This window comes from Novosphingobium sp. LASN5T, assembly GCF_003856955.1.
Lineage (GTDB): Bacteria > Pseudomonadota > Alphaproteobacteria > Sphingomonadales > Sphingomonadaceae > Novosphingobium.
This window is the reverse complement of the sequence record NZ_RQSI01000026.1, coordinates 17,703-34,177: the sequence shown is the minus strand read 5'-3', so window position 1 is coordinate 34,177 and position 16,475 is coordinate 17,703. Positions and strand designations below refer to the sequence as shown.

Here is a 16,475-nt window from a genome sequence, read left to right as displayed (position 1 = left end):
ATGACAAGGTCAAGGCGCTTCATCCCTCGGGCAGCAGCACCGCCGCGCCCTGCAGCGCGCCCGAACGCAGCCGGGCCAAAGCCTCATCGGCCTGCGCCAGCGGGAAGCTCTCGGTCACGGAACGGATACCGGCTTGCTCGGCAACCGCGAAGAACGAAACGCCATCCTCGCGCGTCAGGTTGGCGACGGACAGGATCTGCCGCTCCTCCCACAGGTCGGCATAGGGAAAGGCGGGAATGTCGCTCATGTGGATGCCAGCGCAGACCACGCGCCCGCCCTTTCGCACCGCCTTGAGCGCCTGCGGCACCAGATCGCCCACCGGCGCGAAGATCAGCGCGGCGTCGAGCGGTTCGGGCGGCATCTCGTCCGATCCGCCGGCCCAGACGCAGCCAAGCGAGCGGGCAAAGGCCTGCCCCGCCGCATCGTCGGGCTTGGTGAAGCCGTGGACCGTCCGCCCCTGCCAGACCGCCACTTGCGCCAGAATGTGCGCCGCCGCGCCGAAGCCGTAGAGGCCGATTACCTTGCCCTCGCCCGCCAGCCGCAACGCGCGCCAGCCGATCAGACCGGCGCACAGCAGCGGCGCGGCCTCGACGTCGGAAAAGCAATCGGGCAGCGCGAAGCAGAAATGCGCGTCCGCCACGGTATGCGTGGCGTAGCCTCCGTCGCGCGTGGCTCCGGTGAACGCGGGCGCATCGCACAGGTTCTCGCGCCCGCCGGTGCAATAGGGGCACGTTCCGCAGGTATGGCCAAGCCAGGGCACGCCCACGCGCTGGCCCACGGCAAAACCTGTCACGCCTTCGCCCAGCGCCAGAACGCGCCCAACGATCTCGTGCCCCGGGATGACCGGATAGCGCGCCTTCACCTCGCCATCGAGGACGTGAAGGTCCGTGCGGCACACGCCACAGGCGCTTACCGCGATCAGCAGTTCGTTCGGGCCGGGTGCGGGAACCGCCCGCTCTATGCGCCTGAGCGGACGGCCCGGCGCCTCGATCTCCATCGCGACCATGGTCTCAGACTTGTCCACGGGCTCATCCACAGGGTTATTCACAGGCGGACGGCTCGCAACGCAAAACCAGCGAGCAGCAGCATGAAGCCCTGCAGGAACAGGTCCACCGCCAATACCAGCCCCAGCACCCAGATCGTGTTCCACGGCCAGCCAAGTGCCAGCACCAGCGCCACGCCGATGCTGACGAGGCCGGAGAGTAGCAGCCAGCCCCACCCCCGCTCGCGCATGGCGAAGGCAACATAGGCGCGGACGAGTCCCGATGCGGCAAGGCTCGCCGCCAGCAGCAGGGTCAGCACGCCGGCCGCGAACAGCGGGTCGGCCAAGGTGACGAGCGCCGCGCCCATGTAGAGCAGGCCCGACAGCGCCCACCACCATGTCCGTCCCTGGCGCCGCACACCGAAGGCGTGGACAAGCTGGAACACGCCGCCCGCAAACATCATGACGCCCACGGTGATGGTCGCGGCCAGCGTCGCGAACATAAGATTGGCCGACGCGAGCGCGCCAAGCATGGCCAGCGCCACGCCCACACCCACAAACCATCCCCAGGCCCGGCCAGGGCGGTCATCGACAATCAGACTGCTGCCTATGATCTGTGTCATCCAAAGCGGCTCCCGATGCGGTGATACGGCGAATCCGAAGGCTCCACCCTAGCATCTTTTGCCCCGGTGGCGTTGGCATCGATCAAAAGGGCGGCAGCCATGCCGCGAGCGCCTGCGCGGAAACGAAAGCGGCGGGTTGTCTGGCCTGCCCGCCGGTGGCATCGTTGCCCCGCCATGCAGCGCATCACCATATCCGTCGACGAAACCCTTGCCACCTCGCTGGACAGCATGGCGCGCGAGAAAGGCTATTCCAGCCGTTCGGAAGCGGTGCGCGATCTGGTGCGCGGCGGACTGGAACAATGGCACAGCGAAGCGCACGCGGGCGAGCATTGCGTTGCCAACCTGTCCTATGTGGTCGAGCATCGCGTCCGCGCGCTGCCACAGCGGCTGGCGGAGATGCAGCACGCCCACCACGATATCGTGGCCGCGCGCACGGCGGTGGTCCTCGATCACTATCACAGCCTGGAAAGCGTGATCCTGAAAGGCCCGACGCACGCGGTGCGGGCCTTCGCCGATGCGGTCCGGTCGGAACGCGGCGTGCGGTTCGGCGCGGTCAACCTGCTGCGCGTGCAGCCCGACGATAGCCATGACCATGCGGACGATCACGTCCACCATGGCCACAACCACCTGTCGCCCACGCTTTAGCACCCCGACCGCGCCGACAAATCCGGCGCTCGACCACGCAGCGGCTCAACGCCGCGCGCGCCCTTTGCGCAGCGCGGCCAGAACATCGCGCCAGGATACCAGCTTGAAGTTCTGCGGCGCCGGCTGGTTGTGCCCGTCCTGCGCCACGAACAGCCCGGCGGGGTAGTCCTTGCCGAAACTGCCCGGCATCACGGCGATGCCATCGGTTTCCTCGGTGCCACCGAACCGCCCCGCCACCACGCGGAAACGCCCCGCCGGCTTCATCGACGGCAGCGCGAACAGGGCATAGGCATTGTCGCCCTGGCTCGACGCGATCAGCCAGCCGCCGTTGCGGCCCACCGGCATCAGCGCCAGGCCCTCCACATCGTCGAACAGGTGCGCGCGGTCGACGGTCGCGACCAGCGTGGCTTCGGCGGGGCGATCCTCGCGCGCATCGAACGCCCAGACGCCCCGGTCTTCCTCGCCCACATAGAGCGTGCCCGTGCGCGGATCGGCAACGCAGCCCTCGGTCTGGGTCGGCAACTGCATGGTCCGCACGATCCGCCCCGTCGGCGCCGCGCCGTCGAGCACGATCCGCACCTGCACGATCGCCCCGTGCTTGAGCACGGAGAACGCGGTCAGCCCGGCCGCATCGCGCAGCAGGCATACGCCATAAGCCTCGCCCGCGCCGCCCGTCACCGCGCCCAGCGGCTGCAGCTTCGCCGCCGCGGTATCGAGCCGCCAGACCTGCAGCTTCGCCTGCGCCTCGTCGTTGCGATCGCTGGCGACGACGATCACGCCCGCCGTGCCCATGTCGATCAGATCGACGTTGTTGAGCCGCCCGGCCGCCGCGAAATCGCGCACCTTGCCGTCCAGGCCATAGACGTAGAGCCCGGCCTTCTTGTCGGTGCCGACGATCAGGCTTTCCCCCGGCCGCGCCGGGTTGCGCCAGATCGCCGGATCATCGGCCGCATCGCCCTGCGCCGTCGCCACCGGCGCGGTTTCCCCGCGCGCGGTGACTTCGACGGTGGGGACCGACGGCGGCGCGGCTGCTGCCAGCGCGGCCGCGCTCCAGATCGTCAGCAGCATCAGAACGTCACCCGGATACCGCCGCTGTAACGACGGCCGAAGCGTTCCCATTCGATCGTGTAGTTCTCGATCGCGCCATTGGTCTTGATCCCCTTGGCGTTGAGAATGCCCGAAGGATCGACGAACCGGCGGCCCGGCTGGTTGAGCAGGTTCTGCGCGTCGAAATAAATCTCGACATGCTTGTTCACGGCATAGCGCGCCGAGAAATCCATCTCGTCGTCCGCCGCCCAATAGGCATCGCCCGCGTCGGTCAGGGTATCGGCGATGCCATCCAGCCACTTGCTGCGCCGCTGGTACTGCAGCCGCAAGGAGAAGCCGTACTTTTCGTAGTAACCGCCGACGTTGTACACGAGGTCCGAGGTGTTCGGCAGGCGCACCTTGCGGCTCGCCACCTGCAGCGCGCCGGCCGTGTCATAGACCGCCGGTTTGCTGACCTTGCTGTTGTTCACGGTGACGTTGGCGCTGATGCCGAAGCCGCCCATCCACGAAGGGATGCCGAGCTGTTCCGCCCAGGGTTCGAGCTGGAACTGCGCTGCCGCTTCCATGCCATAAATCCGGCCGCTGCCGCCGTTGGTGATGCCCGAGAAGATATAGCCCGAACGGTCGAACGCAGCGGTGTTCAGCGCGTTGGAGCCGAACGTGCGCCGCTGGGTGTACAGCACGTCGGTCACATGCTTGTAGAACACGCCGACCATCAGGTAGCCCTGCGGCTTCACGTACCATTCGAAATAGCCGTCCAGACCCCAGGCGCGCTCCGGCTTCACCGCCGGGTTGCCGCCGGAAATCGTCTCGTTGGTATCGTTGATGACCACGTTCGGACGCAGCAGATCGTAGTCGGCGCGGGCAGCGCCGGTATTGAGCGACAGGCGCACCTTCTTGGTATCGTCGAGGTTGTAATTGACGTGCAGGCTCGGGAACACCAGCATCTGCTCAGCCTCCGCCGTGATGCCGGTGGCGATGCCGCGGTTCTTGACGTGCTCCACCCGCGCGCCGCCGACGATCGAACCCCAGTCGTAGCGCAGCGTGCCCATCAGGTAGCCGGCGAATACCTGCTCGCGCACGTTGTAGATATTGGCGATCTGCGGCACGAACGTGCCGACCTTGCGCGCCGCCGCCGAAGCCGCGCGCATCTTCGCGGTATCGAAATAGCGGAACGTGTAGCCCGGCTGGATCTTGCCCATGAACGCCGTGTCGAGCGAGAACTGATTATAGTCCGTGGGAATGCCGGCGGCGGAGAACTGCGCCGCCGTGTCCAGCGTCAGCAGGTTCTCGTCCACCACCTTGGTCCGCTGGTCGAACTGGAAGCCCGCCTTGAACGTGGCGTCGGCGCCCAGGAACCGCGTCTCGCGCGACAGCACCAGCCGGCCGGTATAGGCCTTGGTGGTGTCCACCGCGTCCAGCACCGTGAACGTGGCCAGCGGCTTGGTGAAAGTATCGATCGCCGTCACCTGCGTTCCCGCCGTATAGCGCGTCGGGCCGGAAAGCTGGGTGGTGGTGTACAGCGTCAGCGGCGAAAGGTTGGGATCGGTGAAATCGTAGGCCACGGTGGGGCGCAGGTTGCGCGTGCTGGGGCTGTTCCATGACGCTTCGCCCACCACCGAACGGTCATCCTTGGATTCGGTGTAGTTGCCCAGCCAGTCCAGCGTCCAGCCCTCGCCGAACTTGTGCGTGCCCTGCAGCGTGTTGGTGAAGATCGACTGCTTGAATGCGCGCAGTGTCGACCGCTGGCGGATGTCGATGCCATAGATGGTGCCCTTCAGCGGCGTGTTGCCGATGCACACGTCGGCATAACCCGAGGTCGTCGGCGCGGTGTTCACGGTGGCGTTGCACGCCGCGCTGTTGGCGACCAGATCGCCCTGCCGGTCATCCATGTCGAAGCGATAGTTGTCGCGCGCCTCGTCGTCGGTGAAGATCGTGTAAATCGACCGCAGCGAAATGGTGTTGTTGTCGTCCGGCTTCCAGTCGAGCCGGCCGGAGACCGACCAGTTCTTGCGCGTCAGGCGGTAGAGCTTGTTTTCGGTCTCGTGCGTCCAGAAGCGGGTTTCGTAGCCCGGCCGCACGTCCTGGCTCACCTGTTCCCAGTCGTGCTCGAAATTGTCGGTGATCATCCGGCGCTCGTAGTACGAGCCGGACACCAGCACGCCGATCTCGCCACCGCCCACGTTGAAGCGGTCGGAAAGCACCAGCGATCCTTCGTACTGCGGACGGCTGCCGTATTCGGCCACGCCCGCGCCGGCCTTGCCCGCGATGTGGAAGCCGGAATAATCGAACGCCGAACGGGTGATGATGTTGACGTTGCCCGCCACGGTCTCGCCGGGCATGTCGGGCGTCACCGCCTTCGACACGATGATCTTGCCGGCGATGGCGGACGGGATCGAGTCAAAGCGGGCGTTACGCCCTTCGGGGCTGACCACGTTGATCCCGTCGAACGACAGCGTGGTCCAGTTCTTCGGCGCGCCGCGCAGGCTGATATAGCGCGCCTGCCCCTGATCGCGCTCCACCGCGATGCCCGGCAGGCGGCTGGCCGCCTGGGCGATGTTCTGGTCGGGCAAGCGCCCCACGCTGTCGGATGCGGCCACGGCCACCAGCGAATCCGACATCTTCTGCACCTGCAGCGCGGCTTCTTCGGATTCGACGATCGGGCGCGATCCGTTGACGACGATCTGCTCGCCCGCTTCCTCCTCGCCGGGGACGGCCGGCGCCTCCTGCGCAACGGCGGGTGACACGAACAGGCCACCACAGGCGCTGGTCATCAGGATGGCACGATAGAACGCCCGGCGCGCCGCGCCGGGTTGCGTGATCGAAAGCATGAACGGTCCCCACTTCTTTGACGGTCGGGGCCGCGCCTAGGGCGTTGATTTGACGGATTCGCGACGAAGATTACCGATCCGTAATGATCCTTTCACAAATCAGTCATCCATTCGCTGAAAGGTAAAGTTTGTCATTGCAAAGCCAGGCTTCTAAAGGCGGGCGAATGACCCAGACCGCCCCGCATTCATCACTTCCCCCGGCCGAAACCCTCTCGCCGGAAGCTCTGCGCGCCTGGACGCTGGAAGCGGTGCGGCGGATCGATGCCGATTTCACCCGCTCGGCCGAAACCCATCTGGTGCGCGTGGAACTGCCCCGCTTTCCCGGCATCACGCTCTATCTCAAGGATGAATCAAGCCACCCGACCGGCAGCCTCAAGCACCGCCTCGCCCGTTCGCTGATCCTCTATGCGCTGTGCAACCAGCAGATCGGCCCCGGCACCCCGCTGATCGATGCGACCAGCGGATCGACCGCCGTTTCCGAAGCCTATTTCGCCCGGCTTATCGGCCTGCCGTTCATCGCGGTGGTGCCGCACGGCACCTCGCCCGCCAAGATCGAGGCGATCCGCTTCCATGGCGGGGACGTCCATTTCGTCCAGAACGCCGGCGAAGTGACCGATGCCGCCCGCGTACTGGCGCTGGAGACGGGCGGCCATTTCCTAGACCAGTTCACCAACGCCGAACGCGCGACCGACTGGCGCGGCAACAACAACATCGCCGACACCATCTTCCGCCAGATGCGCAACGAGGAACATCCGGTGCCCACGTGGATCGTCTGCGGCGCGGGCACCGGCGGCACCTCCGCCACGATCGGCCGCTACATCCGCTACGCGCGGCACGGCACGCGGTTGTGCGTGGCGGACCCCCAAGGATCGGTGTTCCACCGCCATTTCGCCGACCGCTCGATCCGCGACCTCGGCTGCGGCAAGTGCTCGTGCATCGAAGGCATCGGCCGCCCGAGGGTAGAGCCGTCTTTCATGCCGCAGGTAGTCGACCGGATGATGGCCATTCCCGATGCCGGATCGATCGGCGCCATGCGCGCGCTCTCGCGCCGGCTCGGCCGCCGCGTTGGCGGATCAACTGGAACCAACATCCACGCCTGCGCGGCGCTGATCGGGGAAATGGCCGCCGCCGGACAAGCCGGATCGATCGTGTCCATCCTGTGCGATTCCGGCGAGCGCTACGCCGGAACGTATTACGACGACGCCTGGCTCGACGCGAACGGCATCGCCTGGCAAGCCGAGGACGAGCGCATCTACGCGCTGTTGAGCTAACGCCCCAGCCGTTCGATCAGCACGTCCGCCGCCGCGCTCACGTCGGCCCAGGCGCGCTCGAAGTCCTCGGCGTCCCCGTAATAGGGATCGACCACCGCCGTCCCTTCGCGGCCGGGCACGAGGTCCATCAGCAGTTCCAGCCGGGCGAGATGCCGGCGCGGGGCGATGGCCTGCAAATCGCGCAGGTTCTGCGGATCGAGCGCGAAGATGTGGCTGAAGCGCAGGAAATCCTCCGCCTTCGCCTGCCGCGCGCGATAGCCTGATATGTCGATACCATGGTGCCCCGCCTCGATGATCGCGCGGCGATCGGGCGGGCGGCCGACATGCCAGTTTCCGGTGCCGGCGGAATCGACCGTTACCGCGATCCCGGCTTCCACGGCCCGCGCGCGCAGCGCAGCCTCGGCCATCGGTGAACGGCAGATGTTCCCGAGGCACACGAACAGCACGGATGGCTGGTTCACAAGACTGTTTTCATCAGACGACGTACTCCCGCTGGCCGGGTCTCCCCATGCCTATCAGGGTCGCATCCTCTCCTTGGCGCGATGAAAACGCATCCTTGCTGCCGATGTCCAGCCAATTCAACGCCACAAGCACCTGCCCGATCGCACCGCCCAGCGTTTCGCCCGGCCCCAGCAGGACGATCCGGTCCGGCGCGAACTCGCGAATGGCCACGGTCATCGCGGTGGTGAAATCATAGGGAGCGAGGATCTGGTGGCCGAAGGTGTAGTCCCACAGGCTTTCCGCATCGCTTTCGAACCGCCGCCATATCTTGCCGCGCCCGTCGATCAGCGGCACCTCGGGCCGGCCGAACCAGGTGGCCGGCAGGCTGGCCCGCGCCGCGTTGGCGCTTTCCGCCATCAGCGGCGTGTGGAACGGGCCGTGGCCAGCAAGGCGCAGGGGCGGACGCGACAGGCCGGGCAGGTCCTTTTCCAGCGCATCCAGCGCGGCCTTGCTTCCCGCCACCACCAGCATCCCGCCGAGATGGATCGAGGGCAGCACGCCATGGCGCGCCATCGCCGCGTCGACTGCCCGGCGCAGCGCGGGGTCGACGCGCCAGTCCTCGCCCGCCAGCACCAGCACCGCCTGCCCGCCGGGCGCGTGCTTCTGCGAATTGACGCCCATGGCATCGGCGATGGCAAAGCCATGCTCGCCCGAAACCGCCCCCGCGCACGCCAGCGCGGTGTACCAGCCCATCGAATTGCCGGTCACCGCCACCACCTCGAACCGGTCGCGGTCGATGCTCAGGAAATCGAGATAGGACGCGGCGTAAATCAGCGGCGCCGCGATATCGCCGCGCGTGTGGAGCGCAGGGCTGAACTTAGCCGCCCCGTCCAGTTCGCTCAGCGTCGGCGCGCCACGCCCCGCGCGCAGGGCATCGAACGCGGCGAGTTCCGCCCGGCCGCCATGGTGCCGCGCCAGATAGCCCAGTTCCGGTGCGTTGTAGGTGCCGCGCCCCGGACAGACGACAAGGATGGACTGCTTAGCCACGCACCATCTCCCGCGCCTTCGCTACGATCATGTCGCGGCTGGGCAGCGTATAGGTCGCCGCGCGGGCGAGCGGGATGAAGCTGTCGGTCGCGGCGATCCGCGCCGTGGACTTGCCGCCCGCACGTTCGGCGAACAGCGCCATCAACGCCTCGCTCTGCGATCCGGTTTCGCGGCATTCATCGACGATCAGCACCTTGCCGCACGGCGCGACCGCTTCGAGCAGCGCATCCTCCGCCAGCGGCGCGATCCAGCGCAGATCGATCACCCGCACGGCAATGCCCTGTTCCGCCAGCAGCTTCTGCGCCTGAAGCGAGAGATAGACCCCGTTGCCATAGGTCACCACGGCCAGATCGGCGCCATCGCCGTGCACACCGATCTCGCCCAGCCGCACCGCGCCTTCGCCCGGTGCCTGATAGACGCTGGTCCACAGGCCATCGCCCTCGGCATGAAGATCGCGCGTCATGTAGAGCGCGATCGGCTCCACGAACACCACCACGCGCTGTTCCTCGTGCGCCAGTCGCACGCATTCGCGCAGCATCGCCACGGCATCGCGCCCGTTCGAGGGCACGGCCAGCACCACGCCGGGAATGTCGCGGAACACGGCCAGCGAGTTGTCGTTGTGGAAATGGCCGCCAAAGCCCTTCTGGTAGGGCAGCCCCGCGATCCGCACGACCATGGGATTGGTGTATTGCCCGTTCGAGAAGAACGAGAGCGTGGCCGCCTCGCCCCGGATCTGGTCCTCGGCATTGTGGACATAGGCCAGGAATTGGATTTCCGGCATCGGCAGCAGGCCGTTGTGCGCCGCGCCGATGGCAAGACCCAGGATCGCCTGTTCGTCCAGCAGCGTGTTGATCACGCGCGCCGAACCGAAACGCTGATGCAGCTTGGCCGTGCAGTTATAGACGCCGCCCTTCGGCCCCACGTCCTCGCCGCAGACGATGGCGTTGGGATATTGCAGCAGCAGGTCCGCCATTGCCCACGACAGCAGGCGCGCCATGTGCTGCGGCTTTTCCATCTGCGCGGCATCGTCGGCAAACAAAGCCGCGCGGGCCTCCGCTGCTGGAACTGGACGCTCCACGCCCTCGCGCTTCGGCGGCACGATGCTGGCCAACACGGCGGCCGCGTCCTTCAGCTTGGGCCGCCGGATCGCCAGTTCCACCTGCCGCAGCAGCGATGCCTCGATCGCTTCGTATTCGCGCCGCACGTCGGCGGCAGTCATCACGCCTTCCTCGATCAGCAGCGCCGCGCTCGCCAGCAGCGGATCGCGCTCCTCGTCGCGGCGGATGTCGTCCTTGGAAAGATAGACAAGCTGCACGTCGTTGCCGGCATGGCCATAGAGCCGCACCGTGCGCATGTGCAGGAACACCGGCTTGCGATGGCGGCGGGCATAATCGACCGCTTCACGCGCCCCGCGCCAGGCGTCCACCAGATCGCTGCCGTCACACTGGATATAGTGCAGCCCGGCGCGGCCGGAAAAGTTCGCCTCGATCCACCCTTTCGGCGTGCGCGTGGAAATGCCGATGCCGTTGTCCTCGCACAGGAACACCAGCGGCAGTGGCGTGCCCTGGAACGCGGCCCAGGCGGCGGTGTTGATCGCCCCTTGCGCGGTCGAATGGTTGGCCGATGCATCGCCGAAGCTGCACAGCACCACGCCATCCGGCGCCAGTGGCGTATCCTCCAGCCCGATCCGGCGGGCGATGCCGATCGAAAAGGCCGCGCCCACCGCCTTGGGCAAGTGGCTGGCGATCGTGCTGGTCTGCGGCGGAATGGCCAGCCGCTTCGATCCCAGCACCTTGTGCCGCCCGCCCGAGATCGGGTCTTCCGCCGAGGCGGTAAACGAAAGCAGCATGTCCCACGCCGGATTTTCACCCGGCACCCGCCCGGCGCGGTGAATCTGGAACGCGGCGTCGCGGTAGTGGAGGAAAGCGATGTCGTCCGTGCGCAGCGCTTCGGCCAGCGTGGCATTGCCTTCGTGGCCGGACGATCCGATGGTGTAGAACCCCTCGCCCCGCGCCTGCAGCTTGCGCGAAAGCCGGTCGAGCTGACGGCTGAGCATCTGGCTGTGGAGCAGCGCGGCGGCGCGTTCGGGCGCCAGCCCCACGTCGGCCAATCCCAGGTTGGAACGCCGGCGCAGCCCGCCGCCATCGAGCGCGGCAAGGAACTGCTGGTGGACCTGCTCGGCGGCGTCCATCAGCGCCACCTGGTTTCAAATGCGATCATTTCCCTTGCGTAGCGCAAGGAAAATCGGGCGTCACCCCCCTATCGCGACACATTCAATGCGCGATAGCCAAGCGCGGGATCATCGGTGAAGAACCCATCCAGACCGGTTTGCAGATAACGCCGGATCTCGCGCACGCTGCCTTCCGGATTGCGCGCCTTCGCATCGCCGCGATCACGGAAATCGCCCGCGAGGAACGTGTTCTCCGGCCGGAACGTCCACGTGCCCACGAGCAGGCCCGCCTTGTGCGCGTCCGCCACCAGCGACGTCGGTGCCCCCAGCCTGCCATCGGCGCCGAGCGGAATGATCCGGCGCGTGGCCGGAGCTACCCAGTCGGCATAGCCGGCGATCTCGGCCAGCCCCGCCAGCGTCAGCATCGCACCATAGGTCAGCGCGCCATCCACCGCCGCCACGTCGGCCGGACGCTGCGCATCGTCATCGATCAGCTGCATCAGCTGGACGTTGGCCATGCCCGCCAGCATCGTGCGCAGCCGCTTGAGATTGGCGATCTCGAACGACTGGACGATCATCGGCATCGTGGCCAGCACCCGGCTGGCTTTCACCCGCGCCAGAAACAGATCCTCCACCGGCAGGCCGATGGCGTTGAAATACGTCGAATGCTTGATCTCGGGAATGATCCCGATCGTTCGTCCGCGCGCCGCCGCTTCGGCCGCGACGAAACCGATCACCTCCTCGAAGGTGACGATCTGGAACTGCCCGTCATAGCTCATGCTTTCCGGTCGCAGCGCGCCCAGCCGCTCCTTCGCGCGCAGCGTCTTCAATTCGGCAAGCGTGAAATCCTCGGTGAACCAGCCTTCCAGCTTTTCGCCGTCGATCACCTTCGCAGCCTTGCGCGCGGCGAATTCGGGATGGGCGGCGACGTCGGTGGTTTCGGCGATGTTGTTCTCGTGCCGCGCCACCAGCACGCCATCCTTCGTGGCCACGAGGTCCGGCTCGATGAAGTCGGCGCCGTCGGCGATCGCCTTGGCGTAGGAGGCCAGCGTGTGTTCCGGCCGCAGCGCCGAACAGCCGCGATGCGCCATGAGCAGCGGCTTTGCGGGACGAGGACGCCCGGCGGCCAGCGCAGAGCCTCCGGCCAGCACCGCCATACCCAGACCCGCTCCCATCGCCATCATGCCCCGCCGCGAAAATCCCGCCGTCATGGCCCGTCTCCTCATTCCGAAGACCGCGCTAGGATCGTCGCACGACAGCAATGTGACAAGCGCCTACAACAGCGAGACGATCTCGACCGCCGGCAGTGCCGCTTGCGCGCCCGGTTGCTCGGTCCAGTGCCGCGCGTTCAGCACGCCGCCATCCGCCCGCAGGTCCGCCACGCGCGCCGTGTCGATATCGGCGAAGACCCAGCCGGCCGCGTTCTCGCTGCCGATGGCCAGCACGCCGTCGGCGGGCATTTCCCGGTCGGGCGGGCCATAGACCGCCGCCGCGCCGCGGTTGACGTCCACCGCCGGGGACCATACCGCCTCGCCCACCGTGGGCGATTGTACGGCATAGCACTGGCCTTCCAGCGCCCGCGCCTGCGCGCCGATCCGCACACGCCAGTATCCGTGCAGCGAATCCGTGCAGGAAGGCACGAGGATCACCTCTGCCCCCGCTTCCACCACCGCCCGCGCCAACAGCGGAAATTCGCTGTCATAGCAGATGTTTACCGCAATCTTGCCAAGCGCGGTCTCGAACAGCTTGAGCCCCGCGCCCGCCGCGATGCCCCACTCCTCGCGCTCGAAGCGGGTCATCACCAGCTTGTCCTGCACGCCCATCCGCCCGTTCGGCGCGAACAGCCGCGCGGTGTTGCGGAAGCGCCCGTCGGCATCCTTGCGCGGTGCGCTGGCGGCCAGGATGTGCGTCCCGTGCCGCGCGGCCAGTTCGGCATGAAGCGCATCGACGCGCGGCAGCAGCGCCGAAACCGTCTCGATCGATCCCGCCAGATCGCCCATCGTCGCCGGATCGAGCGAAGCGAGCTCCATCGCGCCATATTCGGGAAACACCGCCAGCGCCGCGCCCCCGTCCGCCGCCTGCGCCACCCATTTTGCCACCTTGGCGGCATAGGCGTCCCAGTCGGCAAGCTGGTCGATCGGATACTGCGCCGCTGCGACGCGCCAGCTCACCATTGCCGCAGCCAATACTGCATGGGCTTCACGCTTTCCCCGTCCTCGCCATGTTCCTTCCAGCCGAGTTCGGTCACCAGCCCTTCGATCGGCGCGTAGCCGCGCTTGGTCCAGAACGCATCAAGCGGGGTATAGCCCGCCGGCCGCGCCGGATGGTCGCCGGGGCGGATCACCGCCGCGAAGCAGGCGGCATCCGCGCCGCAGCGCCGCGCCTGCGCCTCGCGATGGTCGAAGAAGGCGTGGCCAATGCCGTGGCCCCGGTATTCAGGCAGCAGGACGCTTTCGCCGAAGTAGAACAGCCGCGCCACGTCCAGCCCGCGCGCCTCGAACGGGGCGCGAAACTCCGCCTTCTGGTGCAGCATCGGCGCTGCCGTGGCCGCGCCGACCACGCGATCCCCGTCGAACGCCGCGACCAGCACCGCATCGGGCGCCGCAGCATATTCGCGCAGGTATTCCGCCTCGTAGGCCGCGTCCCCATCGTAGAGATAGGGATACGCCGCAAAGACGCGGATGCGCAGGTCGGCCAGATCGCCCAGCACGGCAGCGATCTCCTCCCCGGTCAGCGGGCGGATGGCGATCCCGCTCTGTGGGCGGTCAGCGCTGGCCATCAGCCGACCACTTGCGCCGTCCAATCGGCCAGATTGTAATACATCGTCAGCCGCGTGATCCGGCCATCGGCGATGGTGAGGAAAGCGCCCGCCGGCAGCACATAAGTCTGGCCATTCGCTTCGGGCAGCCCCTCGTCCGTGGCGAGGTATTCGCCATGCACCACGAATTCCGCCGCAGCGCGCGTACCGTCCTCGTTGGCCATCAGCACGATGTCGTCCAGCCGCTCGCGATAGCAGCGTTCCATGTGCGCGATGAAGGCGCGGAAGGTGTCCTTGCCTACCTGCCGCTCGCCCTGGTTGATGTCGTGCGCCACGTCGTCCGACAGGCAGGCCAGCATCCCTTCCCAGTTCCCGGCGTTGAACGCGCCGTAGTAGGTTTCGAGAAGGGCAAGCGTTGCGGCACGGCTCATCGGCAGGTCTCCTTTGCGTCCCTGACTAGCCAATCCGCCGTTGCGGGACCAGAGCCGCGCCGGGAAAGCTGTGCTGCACCGGTGCAACAATCCGCCGCCGTGCCCGGCCAAAAGGACGTTGCGGACCGCGCCGCGCGCGGCCACAACCGGCGTCCTACGCAACGCCCTGTTCCGGACCGGAGAACCCGATGCGCGCTCGTATTCTCGCCCTGACCGCCACCGTAGCCATGGCCGCTGCCATCGCTCCCGCCCCGCTGCTGGCGCAGGACGCGCCAAAGCCCGCCACCATCGCCGTCGACGGCGCGCCGCCGGTGCCGATGGCAGTGGTCGATGCCACGCGGCCCTACATGGAATACCGCACCGCCGCTTTCCTCGATTGGAATCCGGCCACGCGCAACATGCTGATTTCCACGCGCTTCGCCAGCGTGCCGCAGCTTCACACCGTGGCCGGCCCCGGCATGGCGCGCCAGCAGATCAGCTTCGAAGCGGAGCCGCTGGCCGGCTGGTACGCGCCCAACGATGGCACGCTGGTGGTGCGCAAGGACAAGGGCGGAGACGAATTCTTCCAGCTCTACACGCTGAAGAACGGGCACCTGACGATGCTGACCGATGGCAAGAGCCGCAACGAATTCAACGCCTTCAGCCATGACGGCCAATGGATCGCCTACAGCTCCACGCGCCGTAACGGCGTCGATTCCGATCTCTACGTGGTGAACCCGCGCGATCCGGCGTCCAACCGCCTTGTCGCGCAGGTCAAGGGCGGTGGCTGGTCGGTCGCCGGCTTCACGCCCGACAGCAAGGGCGCGGTGGTGCGCGAATATGTCTCGATCCAGAAGAGCAACCTGTGGTGGCTGGATATCGCCAGCGGCAAGCTCACGCCGATCGGCGATCACACCAAGCCGATCGCCTATGCCGCCGCCGATATCGCGCCGGACGGCACGCTATGGGTCACCAGCGACGAAGGCTCGGACTACCAGCGGCTCGGCACGCTCGATCCGCGGACGGGCAAGTTCACGCCCCGCGCGCCCGAAGCCAGGGGCGATATCGAGGAATTCTCGATCGCCGATGACGGCAGCTTCATCGCCTATGCCGTCAACGAAACCGGCATCTCGAAGCTGCGCCTGCTCGACCCGAAGACCGGCGCGGTTCGCGATGTCACCGCGCTGCCGGCCGGCGTGATCTCCACGCTCAAGGTCGCGCCATGGGGCACGATCGGGCTTACCCTGTCTTCGGCCAAGGTGCCGGCGGACGCCTTCGCCGTCGATCCGAAGACGCTGGCGGCCACGCGCTGGACCACCAGCGAGACCGGCGGCCTCGATCCTGCCGCCAACGTCGATCCCGAACTGGTGCAGGTGAAAAGCTTCGATGGCGAAACCGTCACCGGCTTCCTCTACCGCCCCGATCCCGCCAAGTTCCCCGGCAAGCGGCCCCTGATCGTCAACATCCACGGCGGGCCGGAAGGGCAGACCACGCCCGGTTTCAAGGGGCGCGCCAACTACCTTATCAACGAACTCGGCATCGCGGTGTTCTATCCCAACGTGCGCGGATCGTCGGGCTTCGGCAAGCGTTTCGTCGGGTTGGACAACGGCCCGTTCCGGCGCGAGGATTCGGTGAAGGACATTGGCCCGCTGCTCGACCGGCTCCAGTCCGATCCGGCGATCGATCCGGCGCGGATGGCGGTCACCGGCGGCTCCTATGGCGGCTACATGTGCTATGCCTCCGCGATCCGCTATGGCGACCGGCTGAAGGCGGCGGACTGCATCGTCGCGATCAGTAATTTCGTCACGTTCCTCGAAAACACGCAAGGCTATCGCCGTGACCTGCGCCGCGCCGAATATGGCGACGAGCGCGATCCGAAGCAGCGCGCGCAACTGACCGCGATCTCCCCGCTGACCAGCGTGGACCGCCTGACCATTCCGCTGATGGTGGTGACCGGCGCCAACGATCCGCGCGTGCCCAAGAGCGAGGCTGACCAGATGGTGGCCGCCGTCCGCGCCAAGGGTCGCCCGGCCTGGCACATCGTGGGGCTCAACGAAGGCCACGGCTTCGCCAAGAAGGAAAACGCCGACTACCAGTTCTGGACCGAGATCGGCTTCTGGAAGGCGAACCTGCTGGGCGGGAAGTAGGGGGGCATTGTCGGGCGGAGACAACTGACCAGACGAAAATGCACTCAGGCTGCTTGCAAGTGCGTCGCGCTGAAAGCCCACCCCGCTGCGACTAACGCCACCT

At 67.1% G+C, this 16,475-nt stretch carries 14 protein-coding genes; 3 read left to right on the top strand and 11 right to left on the bottom strand.

Annotated elements, in window-relative coordinates:
* Positions 1-19: 19 nt before the first annotated feature.
* Complete coding sequence (locus EH199_RS16220) at positions 20-1,024, bottom strand: zinc-dependent alcohol dehydrogenase family protein (RefSeq protein WP_370449693.1); 1,005 nt, start codon at positions 1,022-1,024, stop codon at positions 20-22.
* Between the two features lie 20 nt (positions 1,025-1,044).
* The gene (locus EH199_RS16215; RefSeq protein WP_124810304.1) at positions 1,045-1,605 is read right to left on the bottom strand and encodes an HdeD family acid-resistance protein; all 561 of its coding nucleotides are present in this window, start codon (positions 1,603-1,605) and stop codon (positions 1,045-1,047) included.
* 174 nt (positions 1,606-1,779) lie between these two features.
* On the opposite strand from EH199_RS16215, the gene nikR reads away from it, so the two are divergent.
* Entirely contained in the window at positions 1,780-2,250 is a 471-nt protein-coding gene (nikR, locus tag EH199_RS16210; protein WP_124810303.1) for a nickel-responsive transcriptional regulator NikR, read from the top strand.
* A 45-nt stretch (positions 2,251-2,295) separates the two neighbouring features.
* Here the strand turns inward: nikR and EH199_RS16205 are convergent, their stop codons facing one another.
* Positions 2,296-3,318 carry a phytase gene (locus EH199_RS16205; RefSeq protein WP_223806723.1) on the bottom strand — a complete coding sequence of 341 codons (1,023 nt, stop codon included), beginning with the start codon at positions 3,316-3,318 and terminating at the stop codon, positions 2,296-2,298.
* A complete protein-coding gene (locus EH199_RS16200; RefSeq protein WP_223806722.1) occupies positions 3,318-6,128 on the bottom strand; it encodes a TonB-dependent receptor in 2,811 nt (936 codons plus the stop codon). The genes EH199_RS16205 and EH199_RS16200 overlap by 1 nt, the downstream gene beginning before the upstream one ends.
* Positions 6,129-6,292: 164 nt before the next feature.
* Between EH199_RS16200 and EH199_RS16195 the strand changes: the two genes are divergently transcribed.
* On the top strand, positions 6,293-7,399 hold the full coding sequence (locus tag EH199_RS16195; RefSeq protein ID WP_124810301.1) for a PLP-dependent cysteine synthase family protein: 1,107 nt from the start codon (positions 6,293-6,295) through the stop codon (positions 7,397-7,399).
* Here EH199_RS16195 and EH199_RS16190 read toward each other — a convergent pair.
* The 7 genes from EH199_RS16190 to EH199_RS16160 form a co-directional block, all read right to left on the bottom strand.
* Positions 7,396-7,860, bottom strand: a complete 465-nt coding sequence (locus EH199_RS16190) for a low molecular weight protein-tyrosine-phosphatase (protein ID WP_124810300.1) — start codon at positions 7,858-7,860, stop codon at positions 7,396-7,398. The genes EH199_RS16195 and EH199_RS16190 overlap by 4 nt on opposite strands.
* A 13-nt stretch (positions 7,861-7,873) precedes the next feature.
* The gene (locus EH199_RS16185; RefSeq protein WP_124810299.1) at positions 7,874-8,887 is read right to left on the bottom strand and encodes an ACP S-malonyltransferase; all 1,014 of its coding nucleotides are present in this window, start codon (positions 8,885-8,887) and stop codon (positions 7,874-7,876) included.
* Positions 8,880-11,078: an alpha-ketoacid dehydrogenase subunit alpha/beta gene (locus EH199_RS16180; protein WP_124810298.1), complete on the bottom strand. Its 2,199-nt coding sequence runs from the start codon at positions 11,076-11,078 to the stop codon at positions 8,880-8,882. The genes EH199_RS16185 and EH199_RS16180 overlap by 8 nt, the downstream gene beginning before the upstream one ends.
* Before the next feature lie 68 nt (positions 11,079-11,146).
* Positions 11,147-12,268, bottom strand: a complete 1,122-nt coding sequence (locus tag EH199_RS16175; RefSeq protein WP_124810297.1) for a glycerophosphodiester phosphodiesterase — start codon at positions 12,266-12,268, stop codon at positions 11,147-11,149.
* A gap of 63 nt (positions 12,269-12,331) precedes the next feature.
* Entirely contained in the window at positions 12,332-13,231 is a 900-nt protein-coding gene (locus EH199_RS16170) for a carbon-nitrogen hydrolase family protein (protein ID WP_124810296.1), read from the bottom strand.
* A complete protein-coding gene (locus EH199_RS16165; RefSeq protein ID WP_124810295.1) occupies positions 13,225-13,836 on the bottom strand; it encodes a GNAT family N-acetyltransferase in 612 nt (203 codons plus the stop codon). The genes EH199_RS16170 and EH199_RS16165 overlap by 7 nt, the downstream gene beginning before the upstream one ends.
* Complete coding sequence (locus EH199_RS16160; protein WP_124810294.1) at positions 13,836-14,246, bottom strand: ketosteroid isomerase-related protein; 411 nt, start codon at positions 14,244-14,246, stop codon at positions 13,836-13,838. The genes EH199_RS16165 and EH199_RS16160 overlap by 1 nt, the downstream gene beginning before the upstream one ends.
* A 188-nt stretch (positions 14,247-14,434) precedes the next feature.
* Between EH199_RS16160 and EH199_RS16155 the strand changes: the two genes are divergently transcribed.
* A complete protein-coding gene (locus EH199_RS16155; protein WP_124810293.1) occupies positions 14,435-16,372 on the top strand; it encodes a prolyl oligopeptidase family serine peptidase in 1,938 nt (645 codons plus the stop codon).
* Positions 16,373-16,475 lie beyond the last annotated feature (103 nt).